This is a genomic window from Actinomadura sp. 6K520 (assembly GCF_004349245.1).
GTDB lineage: Bacteria > Actinomycetota > Actinomycetes > Streptosporangiales > Streptosporangiaceae > Spirillospora.
On sequence record NZ_SMLC01000033.1, the window covers coordinates 1 to 15,688 of the forward strand.

Annotated in this window: 14 protein-coding genes; 8 read left to right on the forward strand and 6 right to left on the reverse strand. The window is 65.2% G+C overall.

Going from position 1 to position 15,688, the window contains the following annotated elements:
• Window positions 1-1,436: 1,436 nt before the first annotated feature.
• The 3 genes from E1289_RS11625 to E1289_RS11640 all read left to right on the forward strand — a co-directional run bounded on the left by E1289_RS11625 (window position 1,437) and on the right by E1289_RS11640 (window position 5,372).
• The gene (locus tag E1289_RS11625; protein WP_131978855.1) at window positions 1,437-2,666 is read left to right on the forward strand and encodes a HEAT repeat domain-containing protein; all 1,230 of its coding nucleotides are present in this window, start codon (window positions 1,437-1,439) and stop codon (window positions 2,664-2,666) included.
• A 293-nt stretch (window positions 2,667-2,959) separates the two neighbouring features.
• On the forward strand, window positions 2,960-4,042 hold the full coding sequence (locus E1289_RS11635; protein WP_131978858.1) for an SMI1/KNR4 family protein: 1,083 nt from the start codon (window positions 2,960-2,962) through the stop codon (window positions 4,040-4,042).
• A gap of 367 nt (window positions 4,043-4,409) precedes the next feature.
• Window positions 4,410-5,372, forward strand: coding sequence for a site-specific integrase (locus tag E1289_RS11640; RefSeq protein ID WP_131978861.1), 963 nt, complete (start codon window positions 4,410-4,412; stop codon window positions 5,370-5,372).
• A 68-nt stretch (window positions 5,373-5,440) separates the two neighbouring features.
• On the opposite strand, the gene E1289_RS11645 is transcribed toward E1289_RS11640, so the two are convergent.
• From E1289_RS11645 to E1289_RS11655, 3 genes are all read right to left on the reverse strand, one after another.
• Window positions 5,441-5,725: a hypothetical protein gene (locus E1289_RS11645; RefSeq protein ID WP_131978864.1), complete on the reverse strand. Its 285-nt coding sequence runs from the start codon at window positions 5,723-5,725 to the stop codon at window positions 5,441-5,443.
• Window positions 5,726-6,183: 458 nt separating this feature from the next.
• Complete coding sequence (locus tag E1289_RS11650; RefSeq protein WP_165970438.1) at window positions 6,184-7,356, reverse strand: serine/threonine-protein kinase; 1,173 nt, start codon at window positions 7,354-7,356, stop codon at window positions 6,184-6,186.
• The gene (locus E1289_RS11655) at window positions 7,353-9,107 is read right to left on the reverse strand and encodes a hypothetical protein (protein ID WP_131978870.1); all 1,755 of its coding nucleotides are present in this window, start codon (window positions 9,105-9,107) and stop codon (window positions 7,353-7,355) included. The genes E1289_RS11650 and E1289_RS11655 overlap by 4 nt, the downstream gene beginning before the upstream one ends.
• 542 nt (window positions 9,108-9,649) lie before the next feature.
• On the opposite strand from E1289_RS11655, the gene E1289_RS11660 reads away from it, so the two are divergent.
• The 3 genes from E1289_RS11660 (at window position 9,650) to E1289_RS11670 (ending at window position 12,253) form a co-directional block, all read left to right on the forward strand.
• Window positions 9,650-10,111, forward strand: coding sequence for an NUDIX domain-containing protein (locus tag E1289_RS11660; RefSeq protein ID WP_165970439.1), 462 nt, complete (start codon window positions 9,650-9,652; stop codon window positions 10,109-10,111).
• A gap of 133 nt (window positions 10,112-10,244) precedes the next feature.
• Window positions 10,245-11,564, forward strand: a complete 1,320-nt coding sequence (hisS, locus tag E1289_RS11665) for a histidine--tRNA ligase (RefSeq protein ID WP_131978876.1) — start codon at window positions 10,245-10,247, stop codon at window positions 11,562-11,564.
• Between the two features lie 50 nt (window positions 11,565-11,614).
• Entirely contained in the window at window positions 11,615-12,253 is a 639-nt protein-coding gene (locus E1289_RS11670; RefSeq protein ID WP_243712760.1) for a DUF6879 family protein, read from the forward strand.
• Here the strand turns inward: E1289_RS11670 and E1289_RS11675 are convergent.
• A complete protein-coding gene (locus tag E1289_RS11675; protein ID WP_131978882.1) occupies window positions 12,247-12,459 on the reverse strand; it encodes a DUF397 domain-containing protein in 213 nt (70 codons plus the stop codon). The genes E1289_RS11670 and E1289_RS11675 overlap by 7 nt on opposite strands.
• Window positions 12,456-13,265: a helix-turn-helix transcriptional regulator gene (locus tag E1289_RS11680; protein ID WP_131978885.1), complete on the reverse strand. Its 810-nt coding sequence runs from the start codon at window positions 13,263-13,265 to the stop codon at window positions 12,456-12,458. Before E1289_RS11680 ends, E1289_RS11675 begins: the two co-directional genes overlap by 4 nt.
• 145 nt (window positions 13,266-13,410) lie before the next feature.
• Between E1289_RS11680 and E1289_RS11685 the strand changes: the two genes are divergently transcribed.
• Window positions 13,411-13,668, forward strand: coding sequence for a hypothetical protein (locus tag E1289_RS11685; RefSeq protein WP_165970440.1), 258 nt, complete (start codon window positions 13,411-13,413; stop codon window positions 13,666-13,668).
• On the forward strand, window positions 13,665-14,051 hold the full coding sequence (locus E1289_RS11690; RefSeq protein WP_165970441.1) for an ATP-binding protein: 387 nt from the start codon (window positions 13,665-13,667) through the stop codon (window positions 14,049-14,051). Before E1289_RS11685 ends, E1289_RS11690 begins: the two co-directional genes overlap by 4 nt.
• A 17-nt stretch (window positions 14,052-14,068) precedes the next feature.
• On the opposite strand, the gene E1289_RS38930 is transcribed toward E1289_RS11690, so the two are convergent.
• A complete protein-coding gene (locus tag E1289_RS38930) occupies window positions 14,069-15,241 on the reverse strand; it encodes an HNH endonuclease signature motif containing protein (RefSeq protein WP_131978893.1) in 1,173 nt (390 codons plus the stop codon).
• Window positions 15,242-15,688: the final 447 nt, after the last annotated feature.

The window sequence follows — 15,688 nt, forward strand, 5'->3', positions numbered from 1 at the left end:
CCCGGCCCACCGCACCGGCCCTCCCGGAAGCCGGCAGCCCGACAGCCCGCACACCTGCCGCCACCCGAGGCCGCACAAGCCCGGGCGCGATGTGACGCATGTGTGGATCCCACCGCATTCGCGAGGAGAAACCGCACCTTCTGGACGGTGCATGGAGTCGAACAGGCGGCTTGCGGGCTGCCCATATGGCCGAATGAGCGACAGTCAATTGATCATTCGATCTGTGGCAAAGTGCATTCACCGGCGAAGTGGACGCCTTTACGCTGCCTCCGTCGAGCAGCAGCAGGGCGGGGACAGCGATGGCACGGCGACCGACCAAAGCCGAAAAGCGACGCAACACGATCTTGATCTGGTGGGGCGCGGTCATCATCCTGGCGGTATGGGCCTGGCGGTCCGGCCGTCCAGAGCTATGGATACTGCCGCTGCTGACCTGGGCCTACTACGAATTGTGCGCCGTTCCTACACTATGCGGCGTCGAGACGAGCAGAGGTCTTCCCTGCAGGAATCCCGCGAACGGGCGTCTCATGGCTTGTACCCACCAGCCGTCCCACCCCGTTTACAAGACCGACGCGCTCCTAAGAATGCTCGGCTTTCGTCGCAGCCCCCGGCAGGTGACAGCGCCGGCTCCTCACCCAGATGGTGAAGCGGCTTCCCACCACAGCGCACCTGCGCCTGAACAGCCGACCATTGAGCGGAAGCAGACTCTCATGACCGCCCTGACGCTGATCGGGACACTCGCGGGAGTGGTCCAAGTACTGCTGGCCGTCACGACGACCTGACAACGCGCTATTCAGCGTCTCCCCGCCCCAACGAGAAGGTCCCCACGATCAGGCCGCCGATCGCGGGCGCGCGTCCCTGCAGATCGCCCGGCCGTCGGACAGATCGAGGGCGCGCGGTCACTGACTGTAGAAGACCACCGGATGGTCGTGATCGGCCGAGCAGCCGTAGAACCCGCCGTGACTGAAGCGGCCGAGCCGTATGCGGCATGGACACACCCTCTCGCGTCCCAACGGCAAACCCCGGCCAACCACTGCCCAGCATCGGGCCCGAGGTATCGGCGGCAAACGATTGGACGTTCTCCGAGAAGCCCGAAACGCAAGACCGTCCGCTCAGAATATCCCAGCGAGCTGGACCGTCCGCCCGATACGGTCCGCTCCTGGCCGGACACGGAAGTCACCCATACGCCGGCAGGTGTTCTCGGCCTCGCCCAACCCACCGTCTGCGAGCTGGCCGGCGGCCTTAAGCCCTCGCAGCATCGGCTGGGCGGCAAGCCATGGGCAAGCTGGCCCTACCCCCTGAGCACCTATAACGCCAGGTGGCGGATTCGGCCGCGAACACGTCCTTGATAGCGGCACTTTCGGGCGGGGCCGAGAGGCGTCCGAGGCACTGGATTACGATGCCGTCGATGTCGGTATCGGCTGGCATAATCGCGCGCCATGAGCGTCAAGGAAGATGACCCGCTCGCGGGCCTCGACGAGATCGACTGGGCGAGCCTGCGGCATGCCTACGGCCCGGCCGAGGACGTGCCCGTTCTGCTCCGGTTGCTCGTCTCGGAGTCGGCGAGCGAGCGCGACGACGCGATGCACGCGCTGTACGGCAACATCTTCCATCAGGGCAGCCGGTACGAGGCGACCGCGCATACCGTGCCGTTCCTGGCCGCGCTGGCCGCGGACCCCCGGGTCCAGGACCGCGCCGAAATCGTGCACCTGCTCTCCGCGATCGCCATCGGCTACGACGAGTCGTACCTGCCGAACGGTGTCGACATCGCCGGATGGCGCGCGAGCATCGAGCGGATGCGTACCGCCGACCCCGCCGAAGAACTGCGCCGGATGGACCGGTGGGTCGCGGAGGCTGCGGACGAAGGCGAACGCCGAGTCCGCGAGATGCGCCGCGCCACGTACGACCACGACCGATCCTTGCGGCACGCCGAAGCCGAACTCGGCGCGTACGACGCCGTCCGCGCCGCGGTTCCCGCACTGTGCGACCTGCTCGACGATCCTGACCCAGAGATCCAGGCCGCCGTGGCGTACACGCTCGGCTGGTTTCCGGAGGAGGCCACCGGGATCCTGCCCGCGCTGGGGCGGTTGCTGGAGCCGGACGTCGTCCCCGGCGTGACGGCGAACGCGATCGTCTCCGCGGGCCTCCTGACCGGCCAAGCCCTCGTACCGAGAATCCGTACCTTCCTGGCCGCAGAGAACGCGCTGCTCCGCTGCGCCTCCGCGATCGCGCTGGCCCGGCTGGGGGTCACCGACCCGGATGTCCTCGACTTGCTGGAGGCGGCCGCCGCCCAGCCGCCCGAGGACTCCGCGCCCGGAATCCAGCATCTGGAAGGCGACGTACGCGGATATGTGACGATCACCCTCGCGGCGATCGAGGAGCAGGCGCATCCGAGGCTTCTCGGCGCCATGCTCGAAGGCCTCGCGCTCAGCTCCGGCCCCGCCGCCTTCCCCACAGCCGAGGCCGTACTGCGACGCGTATTCGGGCAGCCGCGGAGCGCACCACTGCCGCCGTACGCGGACCTGACCGAACCGCAGCAGCGCGTCGTCCGGACACTGGCCGAGATGGGGGACGACACCTGGCGCTGGGCCAACTTCATGCTGATGCTCAACGCCTGGGGCCTACCGTCCGAGCATGCGAAGTGCCGCGCATACGCGGGACTCGCCTAAAGAGCGTGTCTCGTCTGGGAGTTCGGCGAGCTTCTTGTAGCAGGTGATGGCGGCTGCGAGGACGAGGAAGGCGTTGAACAGGTGGCCGTGGCGTTCGTAGCCGGCCCTCAGGCGCCGGTAGCCGAACAGCCAGGCCAGGGTCCGTTCGATCTTTCATGCCGCACCGCCTACCGAACCCACGTGGGACACGCTCCTGGTCTTCCCTCCTGTCCCAGATCGGCTGCATCGGGAGAGAAGGTCAGAGCCTGCCGCTAGGGTCTGGCTCGTTTCCGGATCAAGATTGGAGATGTCGAATGAGCGATCCCGTTCCCACGGCGGCCGGCCTTCGGCAGGCGGGCCAGAAGCTGGCCGCGACTCTCCGGAGCGTCCCGGATGACGGTGGCCCCGGCTGGGAGCCGCGCTTTCCGGGCGGTCCCTTCCCGGAGGACTACGTCGCACTGGTCTCCCGTACCGGCCCGGGCACACTCGCGGGGGTGCTCCGGCTGCTGGCCCCAGGGTGCGACGACGGGTCCGGGCGCTTCGACGGTTTCGACATCGAGGCCGAGTGCCGCAAGCACGCGCCGCCACATCCGGAGGCGCTGCTGTGGGGTGTGTGCACGAGCGGGGAGACGTGCTGGTGGCTGCCGTTCCACGACGACCCGGCCCGCTGGCTGGTGGCGCTCGCCGGTCGCGGGCATCAGCAACTCAACCTCACCACTACCGAATTCCTCGACGAGTGGCTGGACGGCCGCCTCGACCTGCCGGCTCTTTCTCTCCCACCTGTGCCTCGCGCACGCACCCTGACCCTAGCCGGACACCCCGTCGGGGCCCCCGCCTCCGAGCACGCCCAAGAAAGGCGCCGGGACCCACTGGCCCAGTTGCAGACCATCATCGGACCGGGAAGTCCGGCCCACTACAACTGGGCGGCCGTCGAGCGCGAGCTGGGCGTCCCTCGACTACCGACCGATTACAAACGCCTGTACGAGGCGTACGGCGCCGACGGGCAGATCGCTCTGAACGGGATCTTCATCGAGCACCCGCATGACCTCGCCGCCGAGCACCTGGGCCAGACCGAATTCCTTGAGGAAACGGAACCGGCGGCCAAGGACTCCACGGAGGCAATTCATCATTACACGGTGCACCCGGAGCCCGGCGGCCTGCTGTACTGCGGGAGCACCGAGGGGCGAGCCACCCTGTGCTGGGACACACGTGACCCGGATCCTGACCGGTGGCCCGTGGTCAACGTGGGCTACGGCAATGTCGAGGAGTTCGGCCCACTGGTCGATCTCCTCGTCGCTGAACTCACCGGTATCGGCCTGGGCCTGACCGACGGCTCCCTCGGTGATCCCGCGACGTGGGCGTGGCCGATCTGGGGCCCGCGCCCTCACCGCGAGTGATCCGCCCCGTCCCGGCGAGCCATGTCTGCGGTTCAGACCGGGCGAAGTGCTTCCACCGACCGTCGGATGCCCGGAACTCGCATTCAGCCGCACGGCCGTCAATCTATTGAAAGGCTGACCCTTGCTCCTAGAACCGTTCTGCGACCCGCATCAACCTGCCGAGGTGGCATAATTTGAACCCACGACCTTTTTGTCCCGAAGGGCATATTGTACGTTTTCTGCGGCTCGCAGAAAACGCTGGATCTCGATAAAATCCCAGGTAGATGGCCTGTTCGGCTGCCAGCGCGTGATCTCCAGGGTCGCGCCATCACTCGCAGTCCGGGGTCAAACGAGGGTCAGATGATCAAGCCTGGGAGGCGGAGAGCCCATGGGGCAGACACGCAAGAGACTGGGTAAGGACGGCAAGCCTCGCTACACGGCCTACTACGACGACATTCGCGGCCAACGAAGGTCTGCCGGAACCTTTGCGAGCAAGAAAGAAGCGGACAAAGCATGGCAGCGCGCCGAAGTGAAGGTCTCGGAAGGTAGAACCGGAGAACCTGCCCGCGGAAGGCAGCGATTCAGAGACTACGTCGAGAACACCTGGCTTCCGAACCACGAGATGGAGGCGAGCACCCGGGAGGGCTACACCTACGCCATCCACAAGCACCTCATGCCGGAGTTCGGCGGCATGAGGATGGTCGACATCCTCCCCGAGCACGTCCGAGCCTGGATCACCAAGCTCAAGAACCAGGGCATGAAGCCCGTGACCATCCAGTGCAACAAGATCATCCTCAGTGCCATCTTCACCACGGCACTGGACGACCAGGTCACCTACCTACACCCCTGCCGCGGGGTGAAGTCTCCGCCCATCGCGCGCAAGCCTCTCCGGATCGTCACGCCCGAGCAGTTCGACGACGTCTACAACGCCCTCCCCGAAGGCACCTTCCGCCTCCTCGCCGAAACCGAGATCGAGAGCGGCCTCCGCTGGGGGGAACTCAGCGAGCTGCGTCCCAAGGACCTCAACCTCAAGACGCGCATCCTCACGGTCAGCCGGACGGTCGTGGAGCTCAACCCGAAGTTCCATCCGGAAGGCGGCCACTTCCTCGTCAAGGACTACCCGAAGGACAAGGAGTACCGCCGCTTCAAGCTCAGCGCCCAGATGACCGAGAAGCTCGAAGCGCACATCAGGGAGGCGCGCCTCACCCGAGACGACCTCTTCTTCCACATGCCGCCTCAAGACAAGCCCCGGGCCCGCATCACCGAGATCCCCCATGGCACATCCTGTTGGGCGCCCAGGCCCGTCATAGTGTGCAGCTTCGATCATGCACTCTTTGCATCAACGCACTGACAAGCCGATGAGAGTGCGCAGCAGGCATAGCCTTCCGTGAGGACAGCCGGAGTGGCAGAGGCGCCAACCTATTCGCTTGGGATGCCTTCGCGGGCTTCCTGCTCGTCCTCGACGCCTTTCTCGGCTACCGGGGTCGAGTCCATGGCGGCAGGGTCCTGCTCACGGCCCAGGGGATGCTTCGAAACAAGCCTCCCTGGAGCCAGCTTCCAGAGCCCGACGCCAACTGTCGCGACGACGGCGGCGCTCGCAGCGACGCCGATCGCCACGCCCTTCTTTACGCCGGCGGCTTCGCCGATAGCGAGGCCCTCTCCCACGCCCGTGTGGTAACCGGCGCCCCACGCCGCGTTGCCCATGCAAGTCCCCTCCCGCGTTCCCCATGAATCGCAGAGAAGCCTAGCCGCGGGCTGCCAGCTCTTCATCAATTCTCGACGGGTTCAGCTCGTCGTGGGGCTCCGCGTGGGCCAGGTCGTCGAGCACGGTCGGCTCGGCCGCTGGTTCTCAGCGGCCAGCCACGGCAGCAGGCGACCTGTTCGGGGCTTGTTGGCTGGCCCAGACACTCGGTCGCAACGAGGTACTCCACCAATCCATGATCGAATAGGCCCGTACCGCTGTTTTGCACCCGCTCATTTGCGGCGAACAACGCACGTCATCAACCAGGGCCTATGCAGTGTTGACGTTCATCCGTACCGGCGCTCTGCGTGACACGCCGACAGAGCTGCGTCACATAGGCGCGTTCTGCATGAGCCTCGTTGATTGCCGCTATGTCGGCGCAGTTGCACAACTTCAGGCCAGCAACTCACTCACGTGGCGGTCACTTGGGGGGCGGAACCTTCCCGAGCATCCACGTCATGCGGGTTTCGATCAGCTGCTGTGTATTCGGATCGTACGGTCCACATACGCGCTGGTAGTCAACGATAAGTTCGTCGTAGGCTCGCAGGCCGCCATCAAGATCGCCCGAGCGTGCGATGCGTCCAGCCAGATCGGCCCTGGCCTCCAGCGTCAGCAAGTGGTCTTCTCCATACCGCCTGCGGGCGTCCCGTACCGCCGCGTCAGCGGCCCGCAGTTCGCCAAGGGATCCGGGATCGACATGCGGGACGTCCGGCGCCGGGCTGGTCGCGGGCCTGCCCTCGGCGTCGATGACGGTCGCGCCCGCCGCGGGATGGACAATCTCGCGGAGCCGCACGATGACCTCGTCAGCGGACTGCGGCCGGTGTCCTGGCTCCTTGGCGAGTAAGTCCATCACGAGCCGGTCGACGGCCTCAGGAATGCCGCTGAAGCCAGCCGCCGGTGACACCGGCGGCCTATAGAGGTGGTCGTTGCGTAACTGTTCGGTGTTGGCGTGCCCCAGCCACGGTCCGAACGGGGGCTCGCCGGTCAGCAGCTCGTACATCAGACAGCCGAGCGAATATAGGTCGGTGCGGTGGTCGCCGCCTCGTTCGAGCCAGCGTTCCGGCGCCATATAGGCGGGGGACCCTGCTGGGACACCCGGTGCGGTCAGCGACGACTGGCGCGTTCGGGCGATGCCGAAATCAACCAGCTTGGCGTCGTCTGTCTCGGTGATCATGACATTGGCGGGTTTGATGTCCCGGTGGAAGACGCCACCCCGGTGGCAGTGCGCCAGGCCGAGGCAGAGCTGCTCGCACCAGCGCTGCACCTGTTGCAACCGCGGCCGGTGCAGGCTGCCGCTGCTCAGGGGACGGCCCTCGATCCATTCCATGACGAGGAAGAGCAGGTCGCCTTCGGTGCCGTGGTCCCGTACCGCCACTACGTACGGGCTAGGCAGCAGATCGCCGAGAATGCTGATCTCACGGCGGGCCAATCGCGCCGCACGCGGGCTGATCTCCTTAAAGAGCTTGACGGCGACCCGGTCACCGCCGCGCAGGTCCCGGGCCGCCCACAACTCGGCCTGCCCACCCTCGCCGACCTTGTGATCGAGAAGATAGGTGCCAGCAACGGTCGTACCGACCGGTCGAAGAGAGGTCACGGCGCCAGCCCATTCAATACCTTGCTTAATTCCGCCTGGCCGGCACGCTCGGTCTCATCCCACATCCGCAGCAGTGCGCTGGCCTCCCCGACCATGGCGGTGATGGTGATGCCCGCCCGGCGTTGCTCCTCGAGGATCTCCGCGTCCCGCCGCCGAAGCCGCGCCGGGTAGGTGAACAGTTCCAGGCCTGCGTACACCACTAGTGCGATACCTAGGACGATTATCAACCATCGGACGATGCCCGCAACCTGGAAGAAACCGACGAAGGGCAGCGCGGCACCGCCGACCGCGACGGCGACCGTACGTGAGTCCGGTGGCTGTACCCTCCGGGTCGCGGCGATGTGCTCCCGCACCTCCCGAATGATCCGGGCGCTCTCCTCCTGCGCGGACGCCCCGGCAGCGATCTCGCCCTCCCAGCCGTTCAGTTCGACCGTCACACGGTGCGGACGGTGCGCGCGGGCCTCGGCCGTCACCGAACTACCGACGCGCATGATCCAGTCCTTGGCACAAACGAGCGCGAACCGCCGTGCCTGTGGGACGAGCCCGAACGCCTCGGGCTCGAAGGCCGCTTGGGTGAGGAAGGTAGCCAGGTCGTTGGTCTCCGCATACGGGTCGCCCAGCTCACTTTCGAGTTGGGCGGCCCGCTCCAGGTGTCCGTCGCACTTCTCGATCAGTTCCTTGGAACGAATGGCGCGGAGCACCTCGGCCTCGTCCGGCTCGGGCTGGTCGATGAGCGCTCCCAGGGCCTGCTGAGAGTGCCTGTGCACGCCCTGCCGGAAGCCGTCGGTAGTGTCGTTGGCGAGTTCGGCGAACCGCTCACGGAAGGCTTCGGCCGTGTTTCCGCACGCGATGGCGTACCGCCAGGTCTCCGCGATCTCCAGCCACTGCTCACCGGGCACATGGCGGCGCAGGACGGGGAACCCGTCCTGAGGCAGGGGTTCATTGTTGAGCAGAAGATGGTTACGGCAGATGTCGAACTGCGCGCCATAGGGCGTCGTCGATCCGCCCCCCGTACTCAGCGTTCGCCCCCACCTGTTCAACGCGGTGAAGGCGTAAGAGCGCGCCTCCTTACCGAGTTCGCCTTCCGCGAGCGCATTGATGATGTGCGAGAACTCCCGTCCGAGCACGCTCGGGTCGATGTTTGTCAAGTACCTGTTCATGCTGCTTGCGGCTGCGGCATGCTCGCCCAGCCTTGAGTAGAACAACGACATGAACAGGTCGCTCTTGGCCCTGTCCTTGCTGAAGGACAGAACCCATGCCTTCGCGGTGGTGTGGTCATGCCCGAGGTGCTGGGACGCGACCGCGACCACTGCGTGCGCGAGCCAGTAGTTGATCTCCTTGAGCGCGGAGGAGCCCGCCGCGCCGATCACCGTCCGGTGTTCCAGCACCCGCTGGCGGATGGCGGCAGATCCGGGTTCGCTGATGAGGCTTTTGGCGAGACCCCGGATCTCCATGCGCCCGGCGAATCTGGTGTCCAAGTCCTGCTGCAGCCGGGCTCTCTCGGCGCGGGCGCGCGCCAGATTACTTTCGCGCACCTGCTGATCGCGGATTTCGGTGAGGACCGCATCGAACCGAGCGATCCGGTCCTCGAGCCGCGCGATGCGCTGGGAAACCTCCTCCAGCTTGCCGACCTTGCGATGGATCTCGCCGACCTCATCGACCAGCCTGCCCCTGACCTCCCTGAGGTCCGCCTGGACACTGCTGATCATCTGTGACTGATCCGCCAGCCGCCGCTCGACGCCCTCGCCCAACGGACCTCCACCCACCCGAACCCCACGGACCGCTCTGTATGACGCGCTCACCTTACGGGTGGTTTCCATGTATCTCTTGCGTCATGCGACACACTTCCGATTGCGGCATGAGACGGCCCTACTTCCGTCGGTATCCGCAGTTCCTGGCGTATGCCGTTCGCCCTGGTGAGCGCTAGGAGCCGGGGCGCCAGCGCTGTCGGATCCGACCCGTCAGAAGGAGCGATCAGCTGCCCCGCGCGCGTCGCCAAGTCCAGCCTAAACCGGCGGCATTGAGTCAGCGAGATCACCACTTGCGACTCGCGGCGGCCGCTGCACACCTACCCCGTCTTCGCTGTGCCCAGATGACCGGTCACCGTCTACAAGGCATCGTGTATTCGGCGCAAACCACATGTGGCCGAACATCTGGCCGCCACATCGCTGCGAATCAGAGTTCCCGCCGACGACGGACCGGACGGACGCGCCTACATCGACATCGCGATAAACAACCTCGACCAAGCCCTCAATGCCCTCGTCTCATCGTCTGGCCGCACTACCCTGCCAGCGTGACCACCGCATCAGGCCTCGACATCCAGCAGTTGCACGCCGACGCCGACCGCGACGGCATAACCAAACTCGTGGTCGGCGCCATCGTCCACACCGATGATCAAGTGCTCATCCTGCGCCGCTCCACCGAGGACGCGTTCATGGCCGGTATCGAAGAGTTGCCCTCAGGCGGCGTCGAGTCAGGCGAGAACCTGCTCACCGCACTGGAACGCGAACTCGCCGAAGAAATCGGCTGGACCGGACCACTCACCCTTGATCCTGACTTTGTCACCCATTTCGACTGCATCTCCGGATCTGGCCGCAAAGCTCGCCAATACACTTTCGGCCTCGCCCCCCACGGTCGGCCCATCGTCCTGAGCACCGAACACACCGCCCACCGATGGCTCCGCCCCGCCGACCTGCCCGACTCCGACGTTACTGACGAGACCGCTCAGGCAATCCGGGACTCGGCCGCCTCATAATCTCGACAGCGCGGTGAGGAAGCTGTCGATAATCTCGGAGAGGTTCGGTCCCATGGTTCGCTCCACGTCCGGATGCGGACCGGGTCTGTGACACACCTATCGCGATGAGCCGTCGCATTGATCAGGAGCTCCCGTGGCGTCACAACAGTTCGAGCCGCCCTCGGGCACCAGGGACTTTCTCGCCAGCGCCCTGCGTACCCGCGAGCACATCTTCGCGAAGGTCCGTGGGGTGTTCGAGCGGTACGGGTTCGAGCCGTTGCAGACGCCGGCCTTCGAGCGGCTGGAGACCCTGACCGGCAAGTACGGCGACGAGGGCGACAAGCTGATCTTCAAAATCCTGCGGCGCGGCGAGCACGAAGCGACCGGGGAAGCCGACCTCGCTCTCCGCTACGACATGACCGTCCCGCTTGCCCGAGTCGTCGCCGCCTACGGCTCACAACTCCCTACGCCCTACAAGCGGTACGCCATGGGGCCGGTGTGGAGGGCTGACCGGCCAGGCAGGGGCCGGTTCCGCGAGTTCGCGCAATGCGATGTGGACGTGGTCGGCTCGGCGTCACCACTCGCTGATGCCGAGGTGGTCTGCGCGCTGACTGATGCGCTGGACGTGGTCGGCGTGCGGGACTACCGGGTACTGGTGAACTCACGGCGGGCGTTGTCGGGGCTGCTGGAGGTCTATGGCGTTCCGGTCGGCCTCGGCGGCGGTGTTCTCATCACCCTGGACAAGCTCGACAAACTCTCCCCAGACAAGGTCGCGGCCGAGTTGGTGGACGCCCGATCGTTGGGGCCCGACCTCGCCGAAGCCCTGGTCGGCGACCTGACGGCCGCTGACGCTGTTGAGCGAATGCAGACCGCGCTCAAGGACAGCGAGGCCGGGGGCGCAGGCCTGGACGAGATCAACCGGCTACTCGAACTGGCATCCCCGAGAATCGGCGAAGACCGACTCGCTTTCACCCCTGGCCTGGTCCGTGGCCTTGACTACTACACCGGCGTGATCTTCGAAGTGGTCGCCGAGGGAATGCCAGGATCGATCGCCAGCGGCGGCCGCTATGACGGCCTGATCTCCTCCCTCGGAGGACCAGACGTCCCGGCCTGTGGCGGCTCCCTCGGCGTCGAACGGATCATCGGCCTCCTCGGCGACGGCGAGGGCGACGCACACAGAATCGACGTCGCGGTCACGATGATCGCCGAAGACACCGCGTCCGAAGTCATGGGCTTCGCCGCACAACTACGGGACGCTGGCCTGCGCACCGAGATCTACCTGGCCGCCAGCCGCAAACTGGCGAAGCAACTCAAGTGGGCCGCCGACCGCAAGGCACGCTTCGCGCTGATCTACGGCGCGTCCGACAAGGAGGCGCAGGTGATCACAGTGCGCGACATGGACTCAGGGGAGCAGACCCGCGTCCCGGCCAGTGAGCTTGCCGCCCACCTGGCCGGGAGTGTGCACCGGTGGTAGCCGTACGGTGACTACCTCCTCGGCGCAATGAAAGACATCCTGGACGAGTGATGCATCAACCCCCTGCATGGGCACTCGACAGCAGCGAGCGACTCACCCTGGACGGCTTCCTGAAGTCGTTCGGTGAGGCCTGGGCATGCACCGAGAGGCGCTTCCTCAAGCTGGAGTGCTGGCAGTCATATCGCGAGGCCGACGGCGTCCGATCGCAGGACGCCTTCCAGGCAGGGAACGCCGCGCTGGCTCGCAGCCTTCTGGAGGAAGAGGCGATGGGGGACCAGCCTCTTCGCGACGAGGTGAAGGCGCGGAATCTGGAGTTCACCCGGGTGCGACTGCTCTCCTACCCGCTCACTGCCTACCTGCACTACGAGATGATCAACTATGAGGTGCGGAGCCGGCTGGGAGAAGACATCGAGTTCTTCGTGCCGCCGTCTCCTGTGGAGAGCCACTTCGACTTCCTGCTATTCGACTCCCACACCGCCCTCATCCACGACTACGGAAACGGCCCGGTCGGCCACCAAACCGGCGGCTGGCTCTCCCATCACGCAGAGACGCTGGAGGCCCTGGCGGGCATCGTCACCAACCTGCGCACTCACAGTGAGCAGGTGCGGCCTTTGGAGGGCGTGGTGGAAGGCCTAGAGACGACGTCCGGGCCGCAGGATCCAAGGCCCCGCCGAGACTTCCCTCAGTAAGCTGTGCTCCCAACGACATTGAGATCGTTCCGCTTCACGCTCGCCACGAGGGCGGCGAAGCTCTCTGAGGAGAGCGAGAGGTGACCGCTGCTCGGTGCCTTGCTGTCTCGTAGGCCGATAGCGTCGTCTAGCCGGGCGACCTCCACGCACTGGCCGCTAGTCCCATCGCTGGACCGGCTGCTCTTGCGCCATTGGGGGGAAGTCACGTCATGGTCTCCATCAGTTGCTCGATCAGACTCCGACTGGAGTCTACGGGGAGGGCGACCGCCCCAATGCGGTCGAACCTGTCAAGCAGGCCGTCCACCTCCGAAGCGTCCGCAACAAGACGGCCTCCAGTAGGCGCCTCCACGTAGCCGACCTGTCCCTCCTTGACCTTGATGACCTTGAACGGTCCGTCGAGTCCCGCATTGGCTCCGGCGGTGTTCGGGACGATCCTGAGCATCACGTTGGGCAGGTGAGATAGCTCGATGAGCCGGGCCAGTTGCTCCCGCATGACAGCCTTGCCGCCCACCAGACAGGGCAGCGCGGTTTCCGCGAGCATCACCCACAGGTCAGCGGGGCTGTCGTTGGTCAGGATCTTCTGCCGTGCCATGCGCGCCTCGACCAGAGCGTTAATGCCCGGCTCGCGTCCTTCGACCAGGAGGGCGCGTGCGTACGCGGGTGTCTGGAGCAGTGCGGGAATCAGCTGGCCGCTGTAGATCTTCAAGACGCTCGCGCGTCCCTCCGAGTCAGTGAAGTTCTTGAACCAGTTGGGGTCGTGTCCCAACCGCGCGTACCAGAGCATGATCGTGAAGGTGCCGCCGGTGTTCCATTCCTTGTCCAGGGCGGCAGCCTGGGCGTCGGTCAGCTTCGCTTCGCAGTTCTCCAGTCTGGAAATCGAGGAACGCGCGCAGTTGAGGAACCTGGCCAGTGCGTGGCCCGACATGCCGTGCTGCATTCGCTGAAACCGCAGGTAGTAAGCCATCCATGCCCACATCGACGACCGGGGGTCGGGGGACTCGTTGATGTGCATGAGCGTTCCGTCCGTCGGGTGAATTTCCAAGTGCTCCAAGGAACGGCGACACCGTAACCGTCACGGAGCACGCTTGTCCCGAAAACCCCAAGGTCACAGCGTGGAATCGGGAAAGCGAGTCATGGTGGACAATTTGGAACAAGAAATGCATCCAGGACGTCGGCAGCATCTGCTGACCTGGCTGGCGGACCAATTGCAGCGCTACGAACTCTGTCCCGAGGTCCTCTGGTCGGGGCCGAACGCCGTCCTGCGCGTGACCAACCAGCGGACGAAGGCCATCCGGTTCATCGCCTGCGTCCCCGCACCCCAGATGGCGACGTGGGCCTGGGTATGGTCCAACGACTGGGCACTGATCACCGACCCCCGCGCCGTCCCTGTGATCGCGGAAGCGATGAGCTCATGACGACCTGGACTGTCCTCGGCCGCGTGAGCCTGTCGGCTGTCCCGGAGAGCGTGGGGCAGGCTCGCCGCTTCGTCGCCGACGTCCTAGGCGACACCGACCGTACGGCAACAGCGCAACTGCTGATCTCCGAAGCCTGCACCAACAGCGTGAAGCACTCGGACTCACGCCACGGCGGCTCGTTCACCCTCACCTTGTTCGACTGCGGCAGTTCTCTGCGATGCGAGGTGATCGACGCAGGCGGCCCGACATTGCCGGCCCGTCGTCAGGGCACGGATCTCCGTGACCACGGCCATGGCATCGTCCTGATCGAGGCACTGGCCGTTCGTTCCGGCTACGACATCGACGAGAGCGGGCGCCTTCACACCTGGTTCGAACTCACCTGACGAAGAGCTGGTCGGTATCAGGCTCGGGATATCCAAGCCGTGTGTCTCGCCCGCGCCTCAGAGAGGAGGATCTCTCTGAGCTGCTCGCCCGTTCGACCTCTTGTTTTGATGACGTGGCAGTTGGGACAGAGAGCTACCATTTGAATGGGGTGGTTGCGCCCCCATTTTGCTCGATCTTGGACGTGATCTACCTCAAGGATGGGGTCCCCATTCTTGTTCACGTCGTTGGGCTGGCCGGTGCATAGAGGATTTTCGCACTGGCCGCCGCTTCGGATCAGGACGGCTTTGGTGGCGGCTGCAGAGCGCACTGGCTGCTCACGAGCAGTGGTTGAGGTGCGGTCGTGGTCGCCACGTTCTTCGGCGGCCTCTACCGTCTGGCAAAGACGCAGGTAGGTGCTCAGCTGATGCGAGCCCCCAGACGGCGTCGTGGAAGTGTTCTGCCCTTGGTGTAGCCCGACCTCTGCAAGCAATGCCTCTGGAAGGAGGCCTCCAAAGAATCTCGTTCCGAGAGTCGTAATGGCTTCCGTTCGTGCTGATTCGCTGGATACGATTAGTTCATACACCCAAGCCGGCAGGCCGCAGTGAGGATCTTGCTCTTCAAGCCAGGAAATCGGTTTTGCGTGGGCAGCTGGAATGTTCCCAACGTGGCCACGCAACTCCCATAGTTCCGTATGTGCGAGCGCAATGATGGGGAACTCAGGGGTCGGTCTCGAACTGGGTTGGCCGTACTCGCGCATTAGGTCGCGCAGCTCGGCATAGGCGTTTCGCCAGGGCACAAGGCGCGGATGGCGGTGTGATGCCTTTCCGAACGCCCAGAGGAGGGTGATCGGCTGATGCCGAGCCGGTCCATCGGCGGTGCTGGCGATGCGTAGCGTTTCGAGGGTTTCGATCAGGCGGCGCCGAGGTGAGGTCGGCTCATCGTTGACTACCTCGAAGCCCAAGCGTGTGAGGAGCCGGACGACCGTCTGACGACCGCCTGAGAACTGGCCGGCGGTCAGTGGCCGACCTGTCACGTGACGGTAAGCCACCCCCACGATGGCTTTGGAGTCGTAGTAGACACCATCGTGGTAGAGGAAGTATTGGCGGGCTGGGTCGAACCCGTAGCGGTCGAGGAAGCGATGACGGCCAAGCTCGTCACACTCGACGATCGCGCTGAGGACAGCCTCGCGTGTGATCGCCGATAGATCCATATGAGCATGATATGCCCGATTTGAGATAGATTCCCAGTAGGTCTCGTTGCTTCTCTCGGGCAGTGGGAGTCGGTGAGCCGCCTCTTTGGCTGTTGACTGTCCAGCAGGGAGAGCCCGCACTGCGGCACTCCCAAGCTGTCGCGCAGTGTCCGAGTTCGGCCAGAGGTGGATTCTGCTCCTCAGTCCGACAACCGATCGGCATTGCCGGACCTTCCTCCCGCTCAAGAGTCCGGGATCCCCATGCGACAGATTCCGGCGAGTTGAAATGCCCTTTCCTGTCCTAGGGGAGATAGCCTGTTGACGGCCTCCCTGACAGTCAGATCTGCGAGAACTCAGCGGCACACTCCAGGCCGCCGCCGCCCGCCGCAGCAGGGCATGAGCTTGAGAGGGATGCGTTGGCACATTTTGGGTACCGAGCTGTTTAGAGGCTGCGAGCTGTTTAGAGGC

Bases quoted from the DNA above. Each gene is read 5' to 3' on its own strand.
- E1289_RS11625 (WP_131978855.1), top strand. From the start codon at position 1,437: ATGAGCGTCAAGGAAGATGACCCGCTCGCGGGCCTCGACGAGATCGAC.
- E1289_RS11635 (WP_131978858.1), top strand. From the start codon at position 2,960: ATGAGCGATCCCGTTCCCACGGCGGCCGGCCTTCGGCAGGCGGGCCAG.
- E1289_RS11640 (WP_131978861.1), top strand. From the start codon at position 4,410: ATGGGGCAGACACGCAAGAGACTGGGTAAGGACGGCAAGCCTCGCTAC.
- E1289_RS11645 (WP_131978864.1), bottom strand. From the start codon at position 5,725: ATGGGCAACGCGGCGTGGGGCGCCGGTTACCACACGGGCGTGGGAGAG.
- E1289_RS11670 (WP_243712760.1), top strand. From the start codon at position 11,615: ATGCATCAACCCCCTGCATGGGCACTCGACAGCAGCGAGCGACTCACC.
- E1289_RS11680 (WP_131978885.1), bottom strand. From the start codon at position 13,265: ATGCACATCAACGAGTCCCCCGACCCCCGGTCGTCGATGTGGGCATGG.
- E1289_RS11685 (WP_165970440.1), top strand. From the start codon at position 13,411: ATGCATCCAGGACGTCGGCAGCATCTGCTGACCTGGCTGGCGGACCAA.
- E1289_RS11690 (WP_165970441.1), top strand. From the start codon at position 13,665: ATGACGACCTGGACTGTCCTCGGCCGCGTGAGCCTGTCGGCTGTCCCG.
- E1289_RS38930 (WP_131978893.1), bottom strand. From the start codon at position 15,241: ATGGATCTATCGGCGATCACACGCGAGGCTGTCCTCAGCGCGATCGTC.